The following is a 20,742-nucleotide window of genomic DNA, read 5'->3' on the forward strand; positions in this document are numbered from 1 at the left end:
GATTGTGCGGCACAAACGGCTGTAGTGAATGTTTTACTGGCTGAACAGGTATAATATGCGGATCAATCTGGCGAAAATGTATGCACCTGCGTGATGTCGGCCTTGACTGGACCGGTAGCTAATAACTGGCTTTTGTTTAGCAAGGTTGTGGGAAAGAAGATCGAGGTCATGGTTGTTAAGCCGCCATCGGCAAACAATTCAATGGAGGTTTTATCGATGATGAGCCGGAGATCCCATTGCGGGGAGTTGGTAAAGCGTGCCGCCACATGCCTGCGGGCAAAGCCATTGGCAAAATCTTTTTGTCCGGCCTTGCCGCGGTCGATATACCATTGACCTTTTTGCTGGTCGTACCCGACGATCAGTTCTTCTCCGGCGTCATTGAACAGTCGTACGGAGAATTCCTGCAGGCGAGCTCCCCTAAGGGTGATGGCATAGGGCGTATTGGGTGGTGTTACGAAGGGTACTTTGTCCAGGTGCATATCGACGTTGCGGCGCTCTGTGAGCAGTTTGGCGCGTTTATTCACTTCGGGAGAAGGCAGGGAGGCCACGCGGTAGCCATCGCTTGTTTTAACGAGTTGCAGGTCGCGCGGGAGGGTCATGGCGCCGCGCCAGGTGGCGGTGGGCACGCGGTCGGCATAATCCCAGTTGCTCATCCAGCCCATAAATATCCGCCGCTTGCCGGTATTGCTGAAAATGACGCCGGCGTATTCATCGGGACCATAATCGAGCCAGCGCGTTTGTTCATCGTCGGGGGTGAACTGATGTCCGTCGAATTGTCCAATAAAATATTGGGTGGCCGATCCGCCATTGGGGCCGCCGGGATTGATGTTGACGATCAGTATCCATTTTTGCACGCCTGCCTGGGTAAGGGTGAACAGGTCGGGGCATTCCCATACGCCACCGTGGGCGCCCAGCTTTTCGCCGAACTCACTTTCTTTGGTCCACTCTTTCAAATTGGGGGAGGAGTAAAACGTGATGCGGTCTTTGGTAGCGAGTGTCATGATCCATTGTTTCGTGGGTTCGTGCCAGCTTACTTTGGGATCGCGGAAATCGATGATACCGGGATTGGGGATCACGGGATTGCCGGCGTACTTGATCCAGGTGTTGCCGTTATCGATACTATAGGCAAGGCTTTGATGCTGGAACTTTCCGGTATGGTTCTTTTCGCCCGTGGGATCGTGGTGGGTGAAGATGGCTACCAGGGGCAGCTGCCCGTCTTTGCCGAAGCCGGATGTGTTTTGTGCATCGACGACGGCGCTGCCGGAAAAGATATAGCCGAGGCTATCGGGGTACAATGCGATGGGGTGCTCGCGCCATTGCAACAGGTCGGTGCTGGTGGCATGGCCCCAGTGCATGGGTCCCCATTTGGTACCATCGGGATAATATTGAAAAAAGAGGTGGTAGGTGCCATCGTGGTATACCATGCCGTTAGGATCATTGATCCAATGCGCCTGCGGCGTAAAGTGCAGCAACGGCCGGAAGGGCTCCTGGTCGCTTTTAAGGCCAGATTGGCCTATGGCGAGGCAAGTGGTCAGCAGTGCGGCGATCGTGGCAAGAAACGGCTTTACTGGCAGCATGGTATCGTTTTTTAGCAGTAATGGTAGTATGCCTGCTAAAGTTAACGGAATTTCGAGTGAAGGCCACGCGACGTTCGGGATCGGGTGCTGCTGCCGGCGATCAGGCTGGCTGCATCAGTTTCTCCAGCTTGCCTTTTACTTTCGCCGCTGCCACATATCCTGCTTCAAATACTTCCTCTGCTTTCTTTACATCGAACATGCTGAAACGGGATAGGTCGGGTTCTATCAATACCGCGCAATGTTCAAATTTAGCTTCTACGGAACCGGCGATAGCCATATGAAAACATTTTTCGAGGATGTTCATTTTGCCTACGGGGTTCATCACGTTGTGGCCCGACGGTAATTTGTTGACGTGGCTGCCGATGATCTGATCGCAGATCGGCAGTAAGGGATCTATGGGGAAATTGTTGAGCAGGCCGCCATCTACCAGCAGGCTGTCGCCGATCTTGACCGGGGCAAACACCACGGGCACCGAGGCTGCTGCTATGACGGGTTCATAGAGTGGGCCACTGGAAAATACCGCCTGTTTGCCGTGTGTGAAATCGGTGGCGGTGACGAAGAAGCGGGCTGCCAGGCTTTCAAAACTATTCTGGGGGATATGTTTCTGGAGGCTGCGCAGCAGGGGCTGCATGGAAAAGAATCCGTCTTTGTGCCACAGCAGGTTGGACCAGCCGAAGTAGGCATTTTGTTTCAGGATGCCGAGGATGGCCTCGGGCGAATGCCCGGCCAGGTACATGGCACCGGCTATGGCCCCGGCACTGGTGCCGGATATGGCATAGGGCTTCAATCCAATTTCATCGAGTAGTTTTAGCAGGCCAAGGTGGGCAAAGCCTCTTACGCCGCCTCCGCTGAGTACAATTCCGGTTTTGTTCATGGGTCGCTTGATGTGCTGCTGAAAACGGAAAATTAGGCAAAATAATATGCCGGAGCGAACGATTTCCTGCTGATGGGCAGGCTTTCGCCGGTGGCGGCGAGGCTGGCTGCCGGTTATAGTCCGCTGCCGCGTACCAGCAGCCGCTCGCCGTATTGTTTTTTGATGCTGTCGATGGCCTGGTACAGCTGTACCTGGTGTTCGGTGTCTTCAAACATATTGATCTGGTCGTTGCCGGGCACCAGCTGGGTAAAGCGCACGCCCACCAGCCTTACCAGCATACGCCGCTCGTAGAGCTTGTCGAATAGTTCGCGTACTACTTTTTGCAGTTTGTGGTCGGCCGCGGTGAAGGCAATGCTCTTTTGTTTGGTGACGGTATCGAAATTGGAGTAGCGCAGTTTGACGGTGACGCAGCCGGTGAGTTTGTTCTCATTGCGCAATTGAAAAGCGATCTGTTCGGTCATGCGTACCAGCTGGGCATGCAGCCAGGCAATATCGATCGTGTCCTGCTGAAAGGTGTTTTCGGTAGAGATCGATTTTTGTTCGTGGTACGGTACCACGGGTGTTTCATCGAGGCCCTGGGCCTTGCGCCACAGTGACTGTCCGTGCTTACCGAGCAGGTTGGTTAGCATCTCGATGGGTATCTCACTCAATACCCGGATGGTTTCCACGCCCATCTTCAGCAGCAGGAAGGCGGTTTCCTTGCCTACGCCGGGCATTTTGGCCACACTGAGGGGAGCGAGGAAGCTTTTCTCTTCGCCCCAGGCTACACACATTTCGGCATTGGGCTTGCCTTCGTTGGTGGCTACCTTGCTGATCAGCTTATTGCCGGCCAGGGCATACGAGATGGGCAGCCCGCTTTCTTTGATCACTTTCTTTTTGAGGTCGGCGGTAAACTGCAGGCTGCCGAAATACTTATCCATCCCGGTGAGGTCGATGTAGAACTCATCGATGGAGGCTTTTTCGAAGAGGGGCACGGTATCGGCCATCACGGCTGTTACGAGCCGGGAGTACTGGCTGTATGATTCCATATCGCCCTGCCGGATGACGGCCTGTGGACAAAGCCGGCGGGCCAGTTTCATGGGCATGGCCGAATGGATGCCGAATTTACGGGCTTCGTAACTGCAGGAGGCCACCACGCCGCGGTCGCCACTGCCACCGATCAGTACGGGTTTGCCTTTGAGGCGGCTGTCCTTGAGGCACTCGACCGATACGAAGAAGGTGTCGAGGTCGAAATGGGCGATATGTCGTTGATCGGCGAGTATCATCACTTAGAGATTGGCGTAAGTTCTTTGTTTGTAGCCCAGTTTTTCGAGGTGCTGTACTTCGAGGCTATAGTAGCCGAAATCTTCCACCACCTTGCCACGTACGTGGTAGAAACCTTTTCCTTTTAACGGATACTGGCGGAAGGCCGGTGGGAAATGTACGGTATCGACCCAGTTCATGTGCTCATCGAGGAAGGCGCCAAAAGACATCTGTGTATTGTTGGCCGTGGGCACTACTTTATAATCGATGAAGTAGAGGATCATGTCTACCTGCCGGCCCAGGTGCTGGTGCAGTTCGGTGGCGGCCACTCCTTTGGTAGTGGTGGCTTCCATCAGCGCAAACGGATTGCGGAAGGGAAAGCCCATGATCTCCATTTCATCATACATATCATCGATGGGATTGTCGATGAGTTCGGGCAACTGAAAATGCATCGGTTTCTCGGCAAATAGGGTATTGGGCAGGGCAGGTGTAGTATACCGTTTTTGTAAGAAATTGGCTTCCCACAACAATTGTTTTTTCGATTTGCCGGTAAAGCGAAAGGCCCCTACCGAAATGAGGATATCGAGCGCTTCGGGTGGAACGGCTGTGCGCGCAATGAAATCCTGCAGGTTGAGGTAGGGGCCATGCCGCCTGCGTTCGTTGACAATGTAGAACGCGACCGACTGTTCGAGGTTCTTGAGGTGCACCAATCCGGCATGCACCTCTTTTCCCTGGATGGAGGTAAGGTATTCGCTGTTGTTGACGCAGGGCAGGCAGGCGATGCCACCGGCCTTGCGCAGCTCGATGAAATAAAGCTCTGTACTATAGAAGCCGCCGAAATTGTTGATGACACCCACCATGAACTCGATGGGGTAATAGGTTTTGAGGTAGAGGTCCTGGAAGCTCTCGACAGCGAAACTGGCAGAATGCGCTTTGCAGAAACTATAGCCGGCAAAAGATTCCATTTGCCGCCATACTTCGGCGGCGAGTTCGGCCGTATGTCCTTTTTCGGCGCAATTGCGGAAGAAGGTTTCTTTCATGAGGGCAAAACGGTTGTTGCTGCGGTATTTGCCGCTCATGGCCCTGCGCAGGGTATCGGCCTGGGCGAGGCTGAAGCCGCCGAAGTGGTGGGCTACTTTCATCACATCTTCCTGAAACACCATCACGCCAAAGGTTTCGCCCAGTATCTCTTCCATCACGGGGTGCAGGTACTTTATTTCTTCGGGCTTCAGGTAGCGGACGATGTATTCGCGCATCATGCCGCTGCTGGCCACGCCGGGCCGTATAATGGAACTGGCTACCACCAGTGCTTCGTAGGTATCGCAGCGCAGCTTGCTGAGCAGCTGCCGCATGGCGGGGCTTTCGATATAGAAGCAGCCGATAGTGTTGACGGAGCGCAGCCTCTTTTTTACCAGCGGATCTTTCTTGAACTTCTCTACCTCGTCGATCTGTATGCGCACGCCCTGGTTTTCGTATACTAGCTTTACGGTTTCTTTGATATGACCCAGGCCACGCTGACTGAGGATATCGAGTTTGTCGAGCCCGGTATCTTCTGCCACATGCATATCGACCTGCGTGGTAGGAAACCCTTTAGGCGGAAAGAAGGTGGCGCTGTAAGCGTGGATAGGCTTTTCGCTGATGAGCATACCGCCGGCGTGGATGCTGATGTGGCTGGGAAAATTATGGATGAAGCGACTGTAGTAAAGCAACTGCCATACGATGCTGTCGACAATACCCAGGGCGAGGGGCGATTGCTGGAGGGCAGTCGTTGCCTCGTGGGTAAGCCGGTATTTTTGGGCGAGCCTCACGATAATGGCCGGATAGTTTACGGGTATATTGTTGGCCTGGTAATAGGCTACACCTTTGTGAAAGTCGTCGAGGCTGGTGGCATCGGCCTGCAGTTGCTGCCAGGCGCTGAAGGCTGCCGGTGTTACGTAGGGTAGCCTGGACAGTCCCTGTATCTCTTCATCGGGCAGGCCATATACTTTGCCCAGTTCCCGCACCACGGCCCTCTCCTGGAAGGTAACATAGGCGCCTACGAGGGCCACATATTGTTCGCCATACCGCTTGAAGATATAGTCGATGATCTCATCGCGATCGAGCCAGGAGAAATCGATGTCGAAGTCGGGCGGTGAGGTACGTTCGGGATTGAGGAACCGTTCGAAGTATAAGTTGAGTTCGATGGGATCCACATCGGTGATGTTGAGGCAGTACGCTACGATGCTGTTGGCGCCGCTACCGCGGCCTACATGGTAAAAGCCACGGCTACGGGCATAGCGGATAATGTCCCAGGCGATGAGAAAGTAAGCCGTGAAGCCGAGTTCGTGGATCACTTTCAGTTCCTTTTCGACACGTTCTGCCGCCACCTTGTTCCTGCCATACCGTTGCCGCAGGCCATCGAGTGCCAGCTTGTGGAGGAGGCTGGCATCGTCTTCGATACAGGTGGTGAAATACTTCTTGTTCTTCCGGGCGGCAGGATCCATTTCAATATGGCAGGCTTCGAGCAGGCGCAGCGTATTGGTGATGAGTACCGGGTGATCGGCAAATGCGCGAAGCAGGGTTTCCTGTGGCAGAAAACATTCCGTTGCATCGCACACGGCTGCTGCCGGTAGTTTGGAGGCTACGACGTTGTGGTCGATGGCGCGCAGCAGGCGGTGTACGGCGTGGTGATCGGGATCGCGGAAGGTGACTGGCTGACGGATCACGAGTTTATCGCGGTGCGCAGGAGCGATGCCGTGCAGTTTATTGACCTCTGCGGGCCGTACACCGATGCGTTCATGGCGCAGCAATGTCTCGAATGGCTTGGCGCCGAGTGGATAGATGACAAAGCCATCATCGGCGGCATAAAAGAAGGTGGTGATGGCGGTAGGGGCGGGGAAAGGTTTGTTCTCGCGCAGGTGGGCGGAGAGGAAACTGTTGATCCATTCAAAGCCTTTGTTGTTGGCGGCGATCAATATATAAAGCAGTTCGTCGCCGTTGCGTATTTCGGCACCCAGTACGGGTTTGATGCCGGCTTCGCGGCACCGGGCCACGAATGGCCAGGCATCAGCCGTACTGTTGATGTTGGTAAGGGCCATGGCTGGTATACCTTTTTCTTCGCCCTCTTTTACCAGGGCTTCGGTTGAAAAGGTGCCATACTTCAGGCTGAAATATGTTTTACAATTCAGGTACATGGGTTGTGGTTATTTTATCAGGGTTCTTCAGGGTTTTGTTTTCGGAAAAGCAATACAGGGCCGGTAACCAGTTTCGGTTACGTATTTCAGCTATAGTGTCTGTAGTGTGGGAGTGTTGTACTGCAAACGTACTAAAAAACTTAGCAATCTGGTGCGTAATGCGTGTGGGAGCGGCCGGTGATGTGATGCGGATGCGCATGGTGTTGGGGGCGGCGCATGATTGAATAGAATGCTGTGTGGATACGATTTTTGGTGGCAGTGGCTAACGGGCAGGCGACCCTCTGAAAGTGATGAAGTGTTCTTTTGGAAATTATGGGGTAGTATGAAAAAAGGTATGCGGTGTTATGATGAAAGTTCGCCCTGTGCGAAAGAAAGTGATGAAGTGAAAGTTATTAGTGACGGTGTGACGATGGCTGTTAAAAAAGTTCTCCCGACCTTCGTCCATCTAACCTGTATGAATAAGGATAACAGATACGATATCATCAAAACGATGATCGAGGTCGGTAGAATAACCGAATTCTCGCAGCTGTTCAACTATATTCCGAAGAGCGTGATCGCTGCCGATCTTAATTCAAGTCACCGGCGATTGACGCGGCTGACCGAGCAACTGGATAAACTGGAGATGGGGGAGTTGTATGCGATCAGCAAACTGGTGGGGGTAAAGATGGAAGAGATCTACAAGCTCACGGAACGGCAACTCCTGGCCCGAAAAGCGGAGACCGGTAAAAAGAGAAAGAACCAATCTGTAAACGGATAACCTTTTTGTCCATTAGCCTTTTCCTTTGTTACACAATGATTCAATCCCTGGAAAACCTTTTTTGCTCAGGGGAGAGCCAAGCCATCCATCCGGATGGTTTTTTTATGGGTTGGCGTGTCTACTGTTTTCCTTTAAGCATGGGTACAAAGGCAAATTTGTCGAATACTTCTTCTGTCAATTCTCCATTGGCCAGTTTGGTAAGGCGCAGCATACGCTGCATGCCGGCAGGCCCTACGGGCGCTACCATCCAGCCACCTGTTTTTAATTGCGTGCCAAGTTCTTCGGGAATACCCGGAGGAGCGGCGGTGATGAGTATCTTATCGAAGGGGGCTATGGCTGGCAGTCCCTTGTAACCATCTCCGTAAAAGCAATGCAGGCGACGGTATCGTTGCAGGTAATCGAACTGCTTATAGCGATCGAATAATTTCTTTTGCCTTTCTATGGTGTACACATCGGCGCCCATCTCGGCCAGCAGGGCGGCCTGGTAAGCGCTGCCAGTGCCGATCTCCAATATCTTTTCTCCCGGCATTACTTCCAGCAGGGTTGTCATGTAAGCAACCGTATAAGGTTGAGAGATGGTTTGTTCTTCGCCGATGGGAAAGGCTTTGTTCTCGTAGGCTTTGTGTTGCAGGGCGTCGGGCATAAAGAGATGGCGGGGCACGACGGCGATGGCCCTTAGCAAGCGTTGATCGGTAATGCCCTGTTTTTGCAGCAGTTGCACGAGCAGGTGTCTTTGCTGCTGCTGTTGTATTGTATCGGTGTGGGGCGTCATTACCTTTTTTGCAGCAAAAGGGCTGCCAATCCCTGCACTGTGAAGAGCCCGTAAAAGGTCAATGTAAAAGCCCCGCCGGAGGCGGGGCTTCGGTGTTTTTATCAAAGGTTCTTTAAAACTTGTAGTTGATGCCGAAACGAACGGTGCGGGGTGCTTCTGCCTGCCAGTAGAAGGCGCTCAGCCAATCATAGTAGCTACCTGTGTAGAGGTATTTATCGAGCACGTTAAACACGTTCAGGCTAAGCTTGATCCTGTCTTTTTCGTAGAAGAGCCCGGCATCGAGTTTGAAGTAATCGGGCAAGTCCTGGCTGAAGGGCTTTTCGCTCCATTCGGCCGTTGCGCGATCGAGCAACCAGGTAAAGCCTCCAGATATACCGAGTCCTTTCAGCGGACCGTTGGATAACTTGTAGTTCACCCAGCTGTTTACGGTGTGCCTGGAGAATCCAGGTACAACCTGTCCTACCTTATAGATCGTTCCGGGGGCTACCTCGGTAAATTTACCATCGGTATAGGCGTAGTTGGCTACGATGTTCAGGTTCTTGATGAGGGTACCGCGTATGTCCAGCTCAAAGCCTTCGGCTTTTTTCTGTCCGATCACGACACTGTAGTTCTCATTGCTTCCGTTGGTAGGATCTGCCGTCAATTCGTTGTTCTTGATGATGCGGTAGATAGAGGCGGTGGTATTCCAGCGGCCATTGAACCAGTCGCGTTTGATACCGAACTCGATATTGCCACCGGTAATAGGACGGATCTTACTGTTATCCCTGGTATGACCGGCCTGTGGTAAGAATGCTTCGTCATACAAGCCGTATACGGTGGTATTCCTGTCGAGGTTTACACTTAATCCGATACGGGGTGTTACGCGTTTGGCTTCTTCGGCGGCTCCGCCGAAGTTGGACTGACTTACGTAGGTGTAACGGCCCGCGAGGGTAAGGCGTACAGTATTGTCAAAAAAGCCCAGTTCGTCGGACACATAAATGCCTGTATAACGCTGGTTGATATCGCCACCGGCATTTCTCGATCTTGCTTCGAGGCTCAGTGAACGGTCCCATACCGGAAAGCCGTTTACCGGTGTTCCATAGTTGGGGTTGAGGGGATCGAACTCTGCGCCCACAGAATCGAGCGCGTGCGATTGCGACCAGTCGGCAAAGTATTGTTTGTTGCCCATATCGAGGCCACCGAGGATGCGGTGTTGTACCGAGCCGGTTTGCAGTTTCCCATTTACGAATACCTGTGCAAGGGTCATTTCGCTTTTGGCATCCCAAAGTCCTACACTGCGGATGACTTTACCGTCGGGATTTACAGCGCCCGGCCACATGCTGGTGCCCTTTTGTTGATAGTTGTAATAGGCAGCCTGTGCGGTGAGCTTCCAGTCTTCGTTAAGATCGTGCTGAACATTTACGGAAAAGCTGTGGTCGTTGATCTTCGTTGGCTCGAGGCCAGGCTGCAGGAAAGTGGTGTTGCGGGGCAAGGCTGCATAACCGTTGGGGTTGAATACATAGAATGAGCCTACATCGGACATGCGTGCATTTTGCAGCACATACTCGGCCGTGATCTTTGTTTTTTCATCCACCTGGTACGAGATCACCGGTGCAAACGTATAGCGGTTGTTGTATTCAAAATCGCGGAATGATTTTTTGTTCTGGGCAGCAAGGTTGAGGCGATAAAGCAATTTGCCATCCTTGCTCAGTTTGCCGTCGAGGTCGAGCGCGGCACGGTACAGGTCATAGCTGCCTACAGTAAGGCTGGCTTCTCCTTTCGACTGACCAGTGGGCTTTTTGGTTACCACGTTGTACATACCGCTGGGGTCGCCATTGGCGAGCATGAAGCCGGCGGGACCTTTTACAAACTCAATGTGGTCCACGATGCTCATGTCTTCGGTGAGCGGCCCCCAGAAGGAGCTTACTACGTTGAAGCCATTGCGGAAGGCCTGTATCTGCGATCCGCGCATGTGGATGTTGGTATACATATCGCCCCAATGTTCCAGACGAACGGCACCGCTGATATTGCGGATCACGCCATCGCTCATGCTGATCACCTGCTGATCGGCCAGGTTGGCACTGGTGACTACCTGGATGTTCTGCGGTGCTTCGAGCAGGGGTTCGTTGAGGCGGAGTGATGCCGAGCCTTGTTTGGCGTTGTAGACGCCTTTGCTGCTGCGTACGATCACTTCCTGCAGTTCGCGGTTGGACACGCTGAGGGGAATGCTGATGGTTACGGTTTTGTTTTCTTCTACCGTTACTTCTTTCGTGGAGCTTTCATAGCCGATCAGGCTTGCTTCCAGTTGGTAAGTGCCTGCCTTTACATTCTTAATAATAAAGTTGCCCTGCTCGTCGGAGCTAACGGTTCTCTTAGTGCCTTTCAGGAGTACGGTTACCCAGGCAGCGGACCTATCATCATTGGTTGTAATGTGACCTTTAATAGTGCCGGTGCCTTGTTGAGCCCATACGGGACCGCCTAATAAGAATAGGCCGGCCAGTAATAATGCAGTGTAGCGTTGCATGTTCATAATCGGTTTTAAATCTGTGGCGCAAGGTAGACCGGTCGTTATGCGATTGTTGCCGGTAACGGGAAAAATGGGTTACGCAAGGCGGAAATACCCGTTGGGAGGGGGGCTTGGGCCAGATCGGGAGGCAAAACAGCGTGTTGGGGACCGATATGATATAAATCAAAAACCGGCAGACAACGATAACGGGTATTGTATTTTTTTGATATAAAAACTTGAAAACATAATAATATTCAGTAATTTGAGTCAACGCTGGTATTTCAACCTGGCCAGGCGTGTGCGTTGAAATTCCGGGATCTGGCCAACTATCTGCTGTTCTGTCCGGCGCCGTGCACCTTGAAAGCCTATCTTTTTTTATCCGTCCCCCTGCTGTTTTCTGCCCTTGTTTGCCCCCTCTAATCCAGAACCTGTATTCACCAATAACATCCACATGCTTAAGGATTCCTCGGTAGGTATCTTGATCTCTACGTATAACTGGCCCGGTGCGCTCAAGACTTTATTACAGAGTATTTTACGACAAACACGGGTGCCCGATGAGATCCTCATCGCCGATGATGGGTCGACCGTAGCCACTAGAAAGCTGATAGACTGGTTCAGGCCACTGTTCAAGGTGCCCATCACCTACGCCTGGCAGGAAGATAAGGGCTTTCGGAAGAGCCTTATTCTAAATAAGGTAATGAAGGAGGCTACTGCCGACTACATCATCCAGGTAGACGGCGACATCGTTTTACATCCACGATTTGTTGAGGATCATTTGCAAACCCGCCGGGAGTCTATGTTTGTGCAGGGGAGCCGGGTGATCCTTACGCCGGCAACCACAGCGAATGTGCTGGCCGGTTCGGTAGAGCACCTGCATTGCCTGTCGCGTGGTGTATCGAACCGGTTCAATGCGATCAGGCTTCCTGCACTGTCGCCGATGATCCGGTCAAATCCTTACAGCTCGGCCAATATCAAAGCCTGTAACCTGGCCTTCTGGCGGAAAGACTATATTGCCATCAATGGTTACGACAATGATTTCCAGGGCTGGGGTTGGGAAGATTGTGAGTTTGCCGCCCGACTGATCAATGCCGGTGTTTTAAAGAGGCGGCTGAAGCTCGCCGCTATTTGTTACCATCTTCATCATGATTACAATTCCCGTTTTCGTATTGGGGAAAACGAGCAGAAGTATAATGAGACCATTCAGTCGAAGCATGCTGCCTGCAGCAACGGTCTTAAACAGACTGGTTGGGCGGTTGATAAAAATGTTTCAGCCATCTCCTGAATCTTTTTTTGGGTTTGTTGTAAATGCGCCAGCGTTCGGCGAGGTCATGTTCTTTGGCCAGAAAAAAATAATCAGCTTCGGGTTGGGGGATCATGTGCGTGGGGTGAATGATGTTCGTGAGCTCACCGGCAGGCAGGTTGGCGTGCTGGCTGTCGGTTTGATGGGTATGTGTTGCCTGGCCGCCAAAGCCGATATTGCTGATGAGGTTAACGTTGGGGGTTATACAAAGCGCATGTTCGAAGAAGGTGAGGAAGTTGAGCTGGTGATCCCAGGTGTCGATGTCTCCTGCTTTCAGCCGTTTGAAGTTTTCGGTCCAGTCCTTGATAAGGAACTGGTCATTGAATATCGTGCGCAACAATGCCGGCACTTTCTGTTCGTCGTATTGCTGCAGGTCGCGATCGTATTGGTTCCAAACCCGGCGCCAGCTGGCCCATCCCCATACGTTGCTGTAGCGTGAAAAGTAATAACTCGCTTCGCCCCATTGACGTCCGTGCTGCAGGTTGGTGCCTGTGATGGTATGAATTCGTTGATCGTGCCGGTATGTTGACAGGAGTGCATCGCAGAACGTGAAGAAGCTAACGGATGGCAGGCAGTCGTCTTCGAGGATGATGCCTTCTTCTTCGGCCTGGAAGAACCAGGTAATGGCATCGGATACGGCGATGCGGCAGCCCCGGTGCTGATCGAGGAAGCGTGTATGCAATTGGCAATCCCAATCAACTTGTTCAATGATGGCGCGTGCCTGGTGGCACAGCGTTTTGTCCTGTTCATTTCCGGGCCGGGGTGCGTCGGCTGCTATGTACAGTCGGGCGGGCTTTGCCTGCCGGATGCGTTCGAATACCTGCGCCCCTTTATCGGGCCGGTTAAAGATCAACAACAGAACGGGAGAATGTACCGTGTATGTCATATCATCATTACTATTTACAGGCGCTGTACTAAAAATAAGTTTTTTAACAGTATAAAAATCGGTAACATAGAGAATGAACGCAGCTAGCAGGACGCCAACGATCAGTATTGTGATCGCCGCCTACCAGGCGGGCGATCAGCTGACAGCCTGCCTGGATTCCATTCGTGCCTTAGCGATCGATGACCTTGAAGTTGTAGTTGTTGATGGGGCAAGCGATGACCATACCGTGCAGTTGTTGAAAGGAGAAATCGTATTGCCATTGTCCTGGATCAGTGAACCGGATAAAGGGATATACGATGCCTTGAACAAAGGCGTCAAGATGGCCAGGGGGCGGTGGATCCATTTTTTGGGTACGGATGACCGTTTGCTGCCCGGCTTTGCAGAGCTGGTATCCTTGCTGAAGGAGGAGGATACTATCTACTATGCCAACAGTGTACCTGTGTACCGGGAGGAGCCGCGGCCCTCGTATGAGCTGCTGGGAGGCCCGTTCAGCAAATACCGCTTGGCTAAATATTGTGTAAATCACCAAGCGGTGTTTTACCCGGCCAGCGTGTTTCACCGTTATCAATACGATCTTCAATACCGAATCTTCGCGGATTATGCGCTCAATATACAGCTATGGGGTAATGGGCAGTATCGCCGATCCTGGCATGCTGTCGATATTGTGCAATACAATATGACGGGTTTTTCCTCCCGCGAGCGGGATGTTTTGTTCATCCGGCACAAACCTGGTTTGATCAGACAGCATCTTGGCTGGTGGGTGTACTGGCGATTCAGCTGGAAGAAATTCAGGAAGCATTGGTATGGTGAAAAGGAATGGTGGTAGGGTTACTTACTGAACCATTTTTTCTTTTTTGGCTTGTCGTACGAGCAGGGGAGCAGGTGGTATTGTCCGTAGCCGGCCTGTGTGAGTGCTTCTCCATAAGCCTGGTAAAGCGCGAGCAGATCGGGCCGGTCGGAGAGGTTATAACGGTTGTATCGTGCGGTGGGCAATTCGATCCTGCCGGGTTTGAAAGAACTAAAGTGATAGAACTTGAGGGTGGTTTGCTCGTTGACGAGGTATTGTTTGCCCTGTTGGCTGAGTATTCGCTCGTGCAGGTTCCAGGGCGCCATATTGAGTCCATGGTCCTGGAGTATATGTACTCCTTTGAATAAGATGGGTACCAGGTTGATCGGCAGCTGATCTACGAAGATGCCATTGTATACATCGATAAAGCCCTGCTGATAGGTTCTTTCTTTCCACCAGGCTAGAAAGCGATTAACTTCTTCATTCTTTTTAACGGCTATGAATCCGAGGTTGTAGATACCGAAGTTGAGGAATACCGACTCCTGTGGTTGCTTGCCATCGAGGGGGATGGCAGTATAGATATGGGGGGTAAGGAGTATGGAGGCGTTTTCGAAAGCTACCTGCAAGCTAGGTGAAAGGTTGTTATATACGTAAATATCGGGATCGAGGTATATAACCTGGTCGAAGTTCTTTTCTGTCAGCAGGTATTGGAATACATGAGGTTTTACGCAGGTGTTGAGTTCGATGATATTGTATTTGCCGGCGAGTTCGTGCAAGCGGGGTTCAATAGCAGCCAGTGGGATTACTTGATCGGCGATGGTGGTATAGTCTATGTTCGGTGCTTTTTCGTCGCAGAGAAACAAGTAGAAGGAAGCTCCGGGTTCGGCAATCCGCAGTGAGCTGCCCAATACGGATGCATAGGCCAGGTAGTTGTTGGAGCAGATGGTAAAATATGCTTTCATGGTGTGGCCCTTCTTGCGATTAATGTTTTACATTAGGTGATGAATGTTTCGCCCGCATAACGCTGGCAGGGTCTTGTACATAAATGTATTGTTCATGAAGATAAGCATTGATGTGGTCATTCCCTCGTACCGGCCCGATGAACATTACCTGCTGCCCATGCTGCAACTGAGGCGGCCCCCGGCGGCGATCATCCGGTTTTACCTGGTGGTGGATGATCCGGCTGCTGTAATTCCTGCTACGATCCTTACATTGGTGAATGATACGGATGTAATCCTGCTGCACCATGCGCAGAATCTCGGCGCCTCTGCCACGCGAAATGATGGCATAGACGCGGGTAACGGCGATTGGGTGTTGCTGCTCGATGATGATGTAACGGTGGCGCCCGACCTGCTGGAAGTGTATACTGCCGCGGCCCTTTCGGCGCCCGGCGCAACGGGTTTTATCGGTCTGGTAGAGTTGCCTGCGGCTGATACGGATTTTACCCGGGCTATTGTGGCAACGGGCGCCATGGATATTTTCGATATTGCCCGGCGGCGTGCACATTATGCCTGGGGGGCTACTGCGAACATCATGATCAGTCGCCGGGCAATGGGATCGTTGCGGTTTTCGCCGCAGTACCCGGCGGCAGGTGGCGGAGAAGACATTGATCTTTTGTTGCGCATCCGTGAAAGTAACGGTGGTGTCGATTATAAATGTCTGCCTGCAGCTGTTGTACGGCACCCGTGGTGGCACGGTGGCAAGCCCGATTTCCGGAGAACCTTTCGGTATGGATTGGGCAATAGCTGGCTGGGCCAGCTTAACCCACGATATACGTACCGTGACTTTTTCAATACGCCAGAAACGCTGCTCTTGTGTTTGCCAGTATTCATGCTGTTGCTGTTCATTAAACCTGCGGCAATTGGAATGCTTCTCTCATTCGTAGCTGGTGTGCTGGTCATCGAAGTGCTCGCTACTGCTATCCAGGCTTTTAAAAGAGGGCAGGTGGGCAGCATAGCCATGCTGGGGTATGTGCTTGCGTTGCGACTGGTATACGAAACGGGGATGTTGGTGGGGAATCTTCAGCGTGGCCGGGTACAAGGTATCGGGGAAAGATTTCACGATGACGGCCGCGTGCAGCCTTTACATTTTTACCGGCTCAATACGCGAAAAACAGTGAAGTGGGTATTGTATCCTGTATTACTCTTCTTGTTGCTGCGGTAGTTGCTAAGGCACTTTTGTCCAGGGCCACCAGTATCCGTAGAACGAACCTTTCAACAGTGATTTTGATTTTAGTATAAAGCGATCGGCCAGGTCGAAACGTGAGTAGAAGGCGTGGTACACCAGGTTGTCGTAGGTAGTGCCCGGGCCAAAGCTGTTGTGTACGGGATGGTAAAGGGTCCATTCCTTTTTCTCTATTTGTGTGGGCCACCAGTATTTGACATGTCCTCCCTCTTGCTGTATTACTTCCGTAAGGTTTTGACCGGCATCCATGGTGTCGGTAAGCCGCATATCGGGATAGTTCAATGCTTTAAGATAAGCGGTCGATATGCCGAAGAAGAATGGACCTACGTACAGGTTTTCTCCATTGCGCAGGTGATTGGCTGTTTGTGCCGCCCCTGCGATGGTGCGTGGTTGCTGCAGATCGCTGAGCAACCAGCCTATCCAGGCTTTGCTGACCGGCACACAGTCTATGTCGAAGAAGATGAGGTAATCTACCCCGGTTTCTGTGCGGCAGATATGGTTGAGAAAATCACCATGGTCAAAATCCTCCCGCACTACCTGGTGCACAGTTTGGCCAAAGTAACGGAATACGGCTTTTTGATAACGCGGTACACGCGGATTTACATTGCCTTTGTAGAAGGAGAATATTTTGTAGCTGGCTTGTTGTTTTCCCATTGGCTGATTGTTTTTGGATCTTGCAGTTGGTACAGGTGGCGGTGTTTAGCGCCTGTACATAAACTTTTTGATGGGTGTACGTACGGGGTGCGGGTTCCAGGCGATGGGGGCTGTATAGAACAAGGTAAGCTTTTCTTCTTCGATTACCCGTTTGGACCATCCCTTTTGGGCCAGCCATATGCGAAAGGGAGTAAGCAGTAATAACCGCCAACGGTTCTTATGCCTGTTGCGCCTGTAAAAGCGCAGGGCATGGTCGTATTCCTGCAGCACGATGCCAGCCTGCAATATGCCGTCCATCAGCCGTTCACGGTAGGGTATAGTAAGCCGTTCGCGCGGTATGAAATGATGGAGCAACAGCCGCTCATCGTAGTATAGTTTATATCCCCGCAGCAAGAGCCGTTTGCAATATTCGAAATCGTCGCCGGTAGTGAGTGTTTCGCCATTGCGTCCATTGAGCAGGGATGGGTAGCGCTCTTCAAACATCTGGTGAAAAAGCGTCCGTCGCGTGATCATGCCGGCGCCGAGTACAAAGCCTTTCTGGGATACGTCGCCGGATGCGGTGGCTGGTGTGCCGAGGGCGTATTTGTCCCGATAGGTTGGAAACCAGTCGGGGTATGTTTCAATATTGCTCACTGGTTCATTGCGGCCGCCTGCCGCGCCGATGGCGGCATCGCCGGCCATTACTTCAAAAGCAGTGGCAACGTACGCTTTACACAACCAGTTGTCATCGTCGCAAAACACCAATGTCTCATATTGTGCTTCTGCCACGCCTTTGTTGCGGGCATAGTGCTGACCGGCGCGTGGCTCATGAATAACGCGCAGCGGCGTGGTGGCGCCGGTTTGCTGCCAGGTGTTTTGGGCAAATACCGCTGTATTATCGGTGGAGGCATTGTCGATCACCAGGACCTCCCAGGACAGTGAAGCCGGTACCTGCTGTGCGGCGAGGTGTTGAAGCGTGGCTTCGAGCCGGTCTGTGCTGTTATAACAACAAATGATCACCGATACGCCGGGTGAGGCCATAGGCATGCCGTAGTGTTTTGTATAAATCTACAACATATGTGGTTAATAATGAGGACCGAGGCCGGCGGTGGGGAGTAGTACTGCTTTTGGGTGCAGTAAGTATTTACGCTGTTCAGGGAATGAAGTCTTCTTCCAACAGCAAGGCCTGCGATTTGACGAGGCGCATTCTTTTCCTGATTAGTCTGATTGCATAATAAGCCACGGGCGTGAGCAGGATGGATCCTGCTATACAGCTGTATAAGAGTAGATTAATAGAAGATCCCGTTGTGATGGTATAGACCATGACTGTTATAATTACCTACTAAAGTAATAGACTTTGGTCAAATAGTAAAATCTTTTACCTACTAAATTGGTAGACTGTATGATTTCTGCATTATCTTTACTTCGTCGGGCAACGTGCACCCACTATATGTAACGAACCTGATGATTAAGTAACCACTAACTAATGCCTTAACTTTTTTGTGTATGAGAAAGTTGATTTTCCTTGTTTTACCCCTCTTTTTACTGGTGCAAAAAGCCGCTGCACAGCAAGTGTTGTCGGGTGTTGTGAAAGACAGTACCGGTTTGCCGGTCGCTGGCGCTACGCTTTGGATCAAAGGCTCCAATGCCAATGCTATTGCTGATGATAAAGGACTATTCAGTATTGCTGTAAAGAAATCGCTGCCTTTCGTTCTCCGCATCACCTCGGTGGGCTTTAAGCCTCATGATATAGAAGTGACCTCGTTGTCGGCTGAGGCGCTGAATATAGTACTGGCACGTGATAGTCACCTGACCGAAGTCGTCATTACTTCGCGCCGGCGTCTGGAAACAGCGCAGGATGTGCCCATTCCGATCTCTGTGGTCGGTGGCGCCCAGGTGGAAGCTACCGGTGCTTTTAATGTAAACCGCTTGAAGGAACTGATACCCACCGTTCAATTGTATTCTTCAAATCCCCGTAATACGACCCTGAATGTGCGGGGTTTGGGCTCAACTTTTGGATTGACCAACGATGGTATCGATCCCGGCGTAGGGTTTTATGTTGATGGGGTATATTTTGCCCGTCCCGCCGCCACTACGCTCGATTTTATCGATGTGGAGCAAATTGAAGTGCTGCGCGGCCCTCAGGGTACGCTCTTTGGAAAGAATACCACGGCTGGTGCTTTCAACATCACTACCCGTAAACCTTCTTTTACCCCAGGTGCTACTTTTGAAGCGAGCTATGGCAACTTCGGATATATTCAAGCCAAGGCTTCCGTAACTGGCGGCCTGATCGCTAAAAAGCTGGCTGGTCGTCTTTCTTTTTCCGGTACTCAACGTGATGGCTTGATCTATAATGTAGCGACTCAAAAACATACGAACGACCTGAACAACCTCGGTGTTCGTGGTCAGCTGTTGTTTACGCCGAGCGATAAGGTAACTATTACTGCTACCGGCGATCTTTCGCGCCAGCGCCCTGATGGCTACGCACAGGTGGTGGCTGGTGTGGTGACTACGCAGCGTGCTGCTTATCGCCAATTTGACAACATTATTAAAGACCTCAATTACCAGTTGCCCAGCCGCAATCCTTTCGAACGGTTGATCGATCACAATACTACCTGGCGTTCAGGTAATGACCTGGGCGGCGCTTCGGTGAACATCGATGTCAAGCTGGGTAAAGGAACGCTTACCTCTACGACCGCCTGGCGTTACTGGAACTGGGATCCCTCGAACGACCGGGACTTTACTGGTCTCGCTGTATTACAACTATCGCAGGCCACTTCCAAGCACCAGCAATGGACACAGGAAGTGCGTTATGCCGGTAACTTTTCCAATCGCCTAAGTGGTGTGATCGGTGTATTTGCGATCAAGCAGGATCTGAAGACCGATCCTGTACACATCGAAGAATCGGGCAATGCACAGTGGCGTTTTTCTCAAAGCACCACCAGTGATAAATGGAAAACGCCGGGCTTGTTCGACGGCTACGGTATCAAAACCAAATCGAGGTTACAGACTACCGGTGCAGCAATCTTTGCGCAGGTAGACTGGGCTATTACCGACGAGATCCATGTGCTGCCCGGTTTGCGTTTCAACTATGATAAAAAGAAGGTGAACTATGATCGCCAGACCTATGGCGGTTTGGAAACCTCCGATCCTTCGCTCATTGCCCTGAAGAACCTGGTGTATACGGCACAGGCCTTCGATGTGGAAGCTGACGAGAATAACCTTTCGGGCCAGATCACGCTCGCTTACAAAGCCAGCAGCCGGTTGAATGCTTTTGCTACTTTTTCTACCAGTTATAAACCCGTTGGTGTAAACCTTGGTGGTTTGCCCACCAGCAATGGAAAAACGATGATCGAGCTGGCGCAGATCAAACCCGAATACGTAACTCACTACGAGTTTGGTTTGAAGTCGAAGCCTTTTGCCAATGCTACCGCTAACCTTACCTTCCATCATACAGACGTAGAAGACTTTCAAACGCAGGTACAGACTGCCGAGGTAGGTGTAAACCGTGGTTACCTGGCCAATGCAGAAAAAGTGCGTGTGTGGGGTATCGAGTTCGATGCGAGTGTGAACGTAGGTAAAAACCTATCCCTCTATGGCGCCCTGGCTTATACAGAAGGTGAGTATGTGTCGTTCAAGAATGCTCCTGTGCCGCTCGAAGAAACGGGAGCGCCCAGCGCGTTCAAAGATATTTCCGGTGGTGACCTGCCCGGTATTTCAAAATGGGCCGGTTCGCTGGGTGGTGAGATCACTACCAATGGTGGCAGACTGCTGGGTCTGGGCGGTAAGTTCTTTTTCGGTGCTGATAGTTACTTCCGGTCTGACTTCTCTTCCAGTCCGTCGCCTTCCAAATTCCTGAATGTTCCGGGCTATGCGTTGTTCAATGGCCGTTTGGGTTTCCGTGCGATCAATGGTTTGACCTTATTCGTATGGGGCCGCAACCTGACCAACAGGGACTATTTTGAACAGCTGCTGCCAGCTGCGGGCAATGCGGGTCATTATGCTGCCGTATTGGGGGATCAGCGTACATATGGCGTTACAGTTCGTTACTCATTGTAATCCCGCATATGTT

The 20,742-nt window shown here is 51.7% G+C and carries 16 protein-coding genes; 5 read left to right on the plus strand and 11 right to left on the minus strand.

Annotated features, from left to right (window positions below; all coding sequences use genetic code 11):
- Positions 1 to 62: 62 nt before the first annotated feature.
- The 4 genes from P2H89_RS19160 to dnaE all read right to left on the minus strand — a co-directional run bounded on the left by P2H89_RS19160 (position 63) and on the right by dnaE (position 6,866).
- Complete coding sequence (locus P2H89_RS19160; RefSeq protein ID WP_275829797.1) at positions 63 to 1,577, minus strand: glycoside hydrolase family 32 protein; 1,515 nt, start codon at positions 1,575 to 1,577, stop codon at positions 63 to 65.
- 100 nt (positions 1,578 to 1,677) lie between these two features.
- The gene (locus P2H89_RS19165; RefSeq protein ID WP_275829799.1) at positions 1,678 to 2,451 is read right to left on the minus strand and encodes a patatin-like phospholipase family protein; all 774 of its coding nucleotides are present in this window, start codon (positions 2,449 to 2,451) and stop codon (positions 1,678 to 1,680) included.
- 113 nt (positions 2,452 to 2,564) lie between these two features.
- Positions 2,565 to 3,716 carry a DNA polymerase IV gene (gene dinB, locus P2H89_RS19170; RefSeq protein WP_275829801.1) on the minus strand — a complete coding sequence of 384 codons (1,152 nt, stop codon included), beginning with the start codon at positions 3,714 to 3,716 and terminating at the stop codon, positions 2,565 to 2,567.
- A 3-nt stretch (positions 3,717 to 3,719) separates the two neighbouring features.
- Positions 3,720 to 6,866 carry a DNA polymerase III subunit alpha gene (gene dnaE, locus P2H89_RS19175; protein WP_275829803.1) on the minus strand — a complete coding sequence of 1,049 codons (3,147 nt, stop codon included), beginning with the start codon at positions 6,864 to 6,866 and terminating at the stop codon, positions 3,720 to 3,722.
- 454 nt (positions 6,867 to 7,320) lie between these two features.
- On the opposite strand from dnaE, the gene P2H89_RS19180 reads away from it, so the two are divergent.
- Positions 7,321 to 7,623, plus strand: a complete 303-nt coding sequence (locus tag P2H89_RS19180) for a hypothetical protein (protein ID WP_275829805.1) — start codon at positions 7,321 to 7,323, stop codon at positions 7,621 to 7,623.
- A gap of 118 nt (positions 7,624 to 7,741) precedes the next feature.
- Here the strand turns inward: P2H89_RS19180 and P2H89_RS19185 are convergent, their stop codons facing one another.
- Together P2H89_RS19185 and P2H89_RS19190 are read right to left on the minus strand one after the other, a co-directional pair.
- The gene (locus P2H89_RS19185; RefSeq protein ID WP_275829807.1) at positions 7,742 to 8,395 is read right to left on the minus strand and encodes a protein-L-isoaspartate(D-aspartate) O-methyltransferase; all 654 of its coding nucleotides are present in this window, start codon (positions 8,393 to 8,395) and stop codon (positions 7,742 to 7,744) included.
- 112 nt (positions 8,396 to 8,507) lie between these two features.
- A complete protein-coding gene (locus P2H89_RS19190) occupies positions 8,508 to 10,898 on the minus strand; it encodes a TonB-dependent siderophore receptor (protein ID WP_275829809.1) in 2,391 nt (796 codons plus the stop codon).
- Positions 10,899 to 11,331: 433 nt separating this feature from the next.
- Between P2H89_RS19190 and P2H89_RS19195 the strand changes: the two genes are divergently transcribed.
- A complete protein-coding gene (locus P2H89_RS19195) occupies positions 11,332 to 12,162 on the plus strand; it encodes a glycosyltransferase family 2 protein (protein WP_275829811.1) in 831 nt (276 codons plus the stop codon).
- Here P2H89_RS19195 and P2H89_RS19200 read toward each other — a convergent pair.
- A complete protein-coding gene (locus P2H89_RS19200) occupies positions 12,113 to 13,066 on the minus strand; it encodes a hypothetical protein (RefSeq protein WP_275829813.1) in 954 nt (317 codons plus the stop codon). The genes P2H89_RS19195 and P2H89_RS19200 overlap by 50 nt on opposite strands.
- Positions 13,067 to 13,139: 73 nt before the next feature.
- On the opposite strand from P2H89_RS19200, the gene P2H89_RS19205 reads away from it, so the two are divergent.
- Positions 13,140 to 13,892, plus strand: coding sequence for a glycosyltransferase (locus P2H89_RS19205; RefSeq protein ID WP_275829815.1), 753 nt, complete (start codon positions 13,140 to 13,142; stop codon positions 13,890 to 13,892).
- Positions 13,893 to 13,894: 2 nt separating this feature from the next.
- Here the strand turns inward: P2H89_RS19205 and P2H89_RS19210 are convergent, their stop codons facing one another.
- Positions 13,895 to 14,815: a hypothetical protein gene (locus tag P2H89_RS19210; protein WP_275829817.1), complete on the minus strand. Its 921-nt coding sequence runs from the start codon at positions 14,813 to 14,815 to the stop codon at positions 13,895 to 13,897.
- 94 nt (positions 14,816 to 14,909) lie between these two features.
- Between P2H89_RS19210 and P2H89_RS19215 the strand changes: the two genes are divergently transcribed.
- Complete coding sequence (locus P2H89_RS19215) at positions 14,910 to 16,016, plus strand: glycosyltransferase family 2 protein (RefSeq protein ID WP_275829820.1); 1,107 nt, start codon at positions 14,910 to 14,912, stop codon at positions 16,014 to 16,016.
- Between the two features lie 3 nt (positions 16,017 to 16,019).
- Here the strand turns inward: P2H89_RS19215 and P2H89_RS19220 are convergent, their stop codons facing one another.
- The 3 genes from P2H89_RS19220 to P2H89_RS19230 form a co-directional block, all read right to left on the minus strand.
- Positions 16,020 to 16,691: a hypothetical protein gene (locus tag P2H89_RS19220; protein ID WP_275829822.1), complete on the minus strand. Its 672-nt coding sequence runs from the start codon at positions 16,689 to 16,691 to the stop codon at positions 16,020 to 16,022.
- A gap of 45 nt (positions 16,692 to 16,736) precedes the next feature.
- Positions 16,737 to 17,717: a glycosyltransferase gene (locus P2H89_RS19225; RefSeq protein WP_275829824.1), complete on the minus strand. Its 981-nt coding sequence runs from the start codon at positions 17,715 to 17,717 to the stop codon at positions 16,737 to 16,739.
- A 106-nt stretch (positions 17,718 to 17,823) separates the two neighbouring features.
- Positions 17,824 to 17,994, minus strand: coding sequence for a hypothetical protein (locus P2H89_RS19230; protein ID WP_275829825.1), 171 nt, complete (start codon positions 17,992 to 17,994; stop codon positions 17,824 to 17,826).
- A gap of 182 nt (positions 17,995 to 18,176) precedes the next feature.
- On the opposite strand from P2H89_RS19230, the gene P2H89_RS19235 reads away from it, so the two are divergent.
- Positions 18,177 to 20,729 (plus strand): TonB-dependent receptor, encoded by a 2,553-nt coding sequence (locus P2H89_RS19235; protein WP_275829827.1) that lies wholly within the window; start codon positions 18,177 to 18,179, stop codon positions 20,727 to 20,729.
- The last annotated feature ends 13 nt before the right edge of the window (positions 20,730 to 20,742 follow it).

It is taken from the genome of Paraflavitalea sp. CAU 1676 (genome assembly GCF_029223285.1).
GTDB lineage: Bacteria > Bacteroidota > Bacteroidia > Chitinophagales > Chitinophagaceae > Paraflavitalea.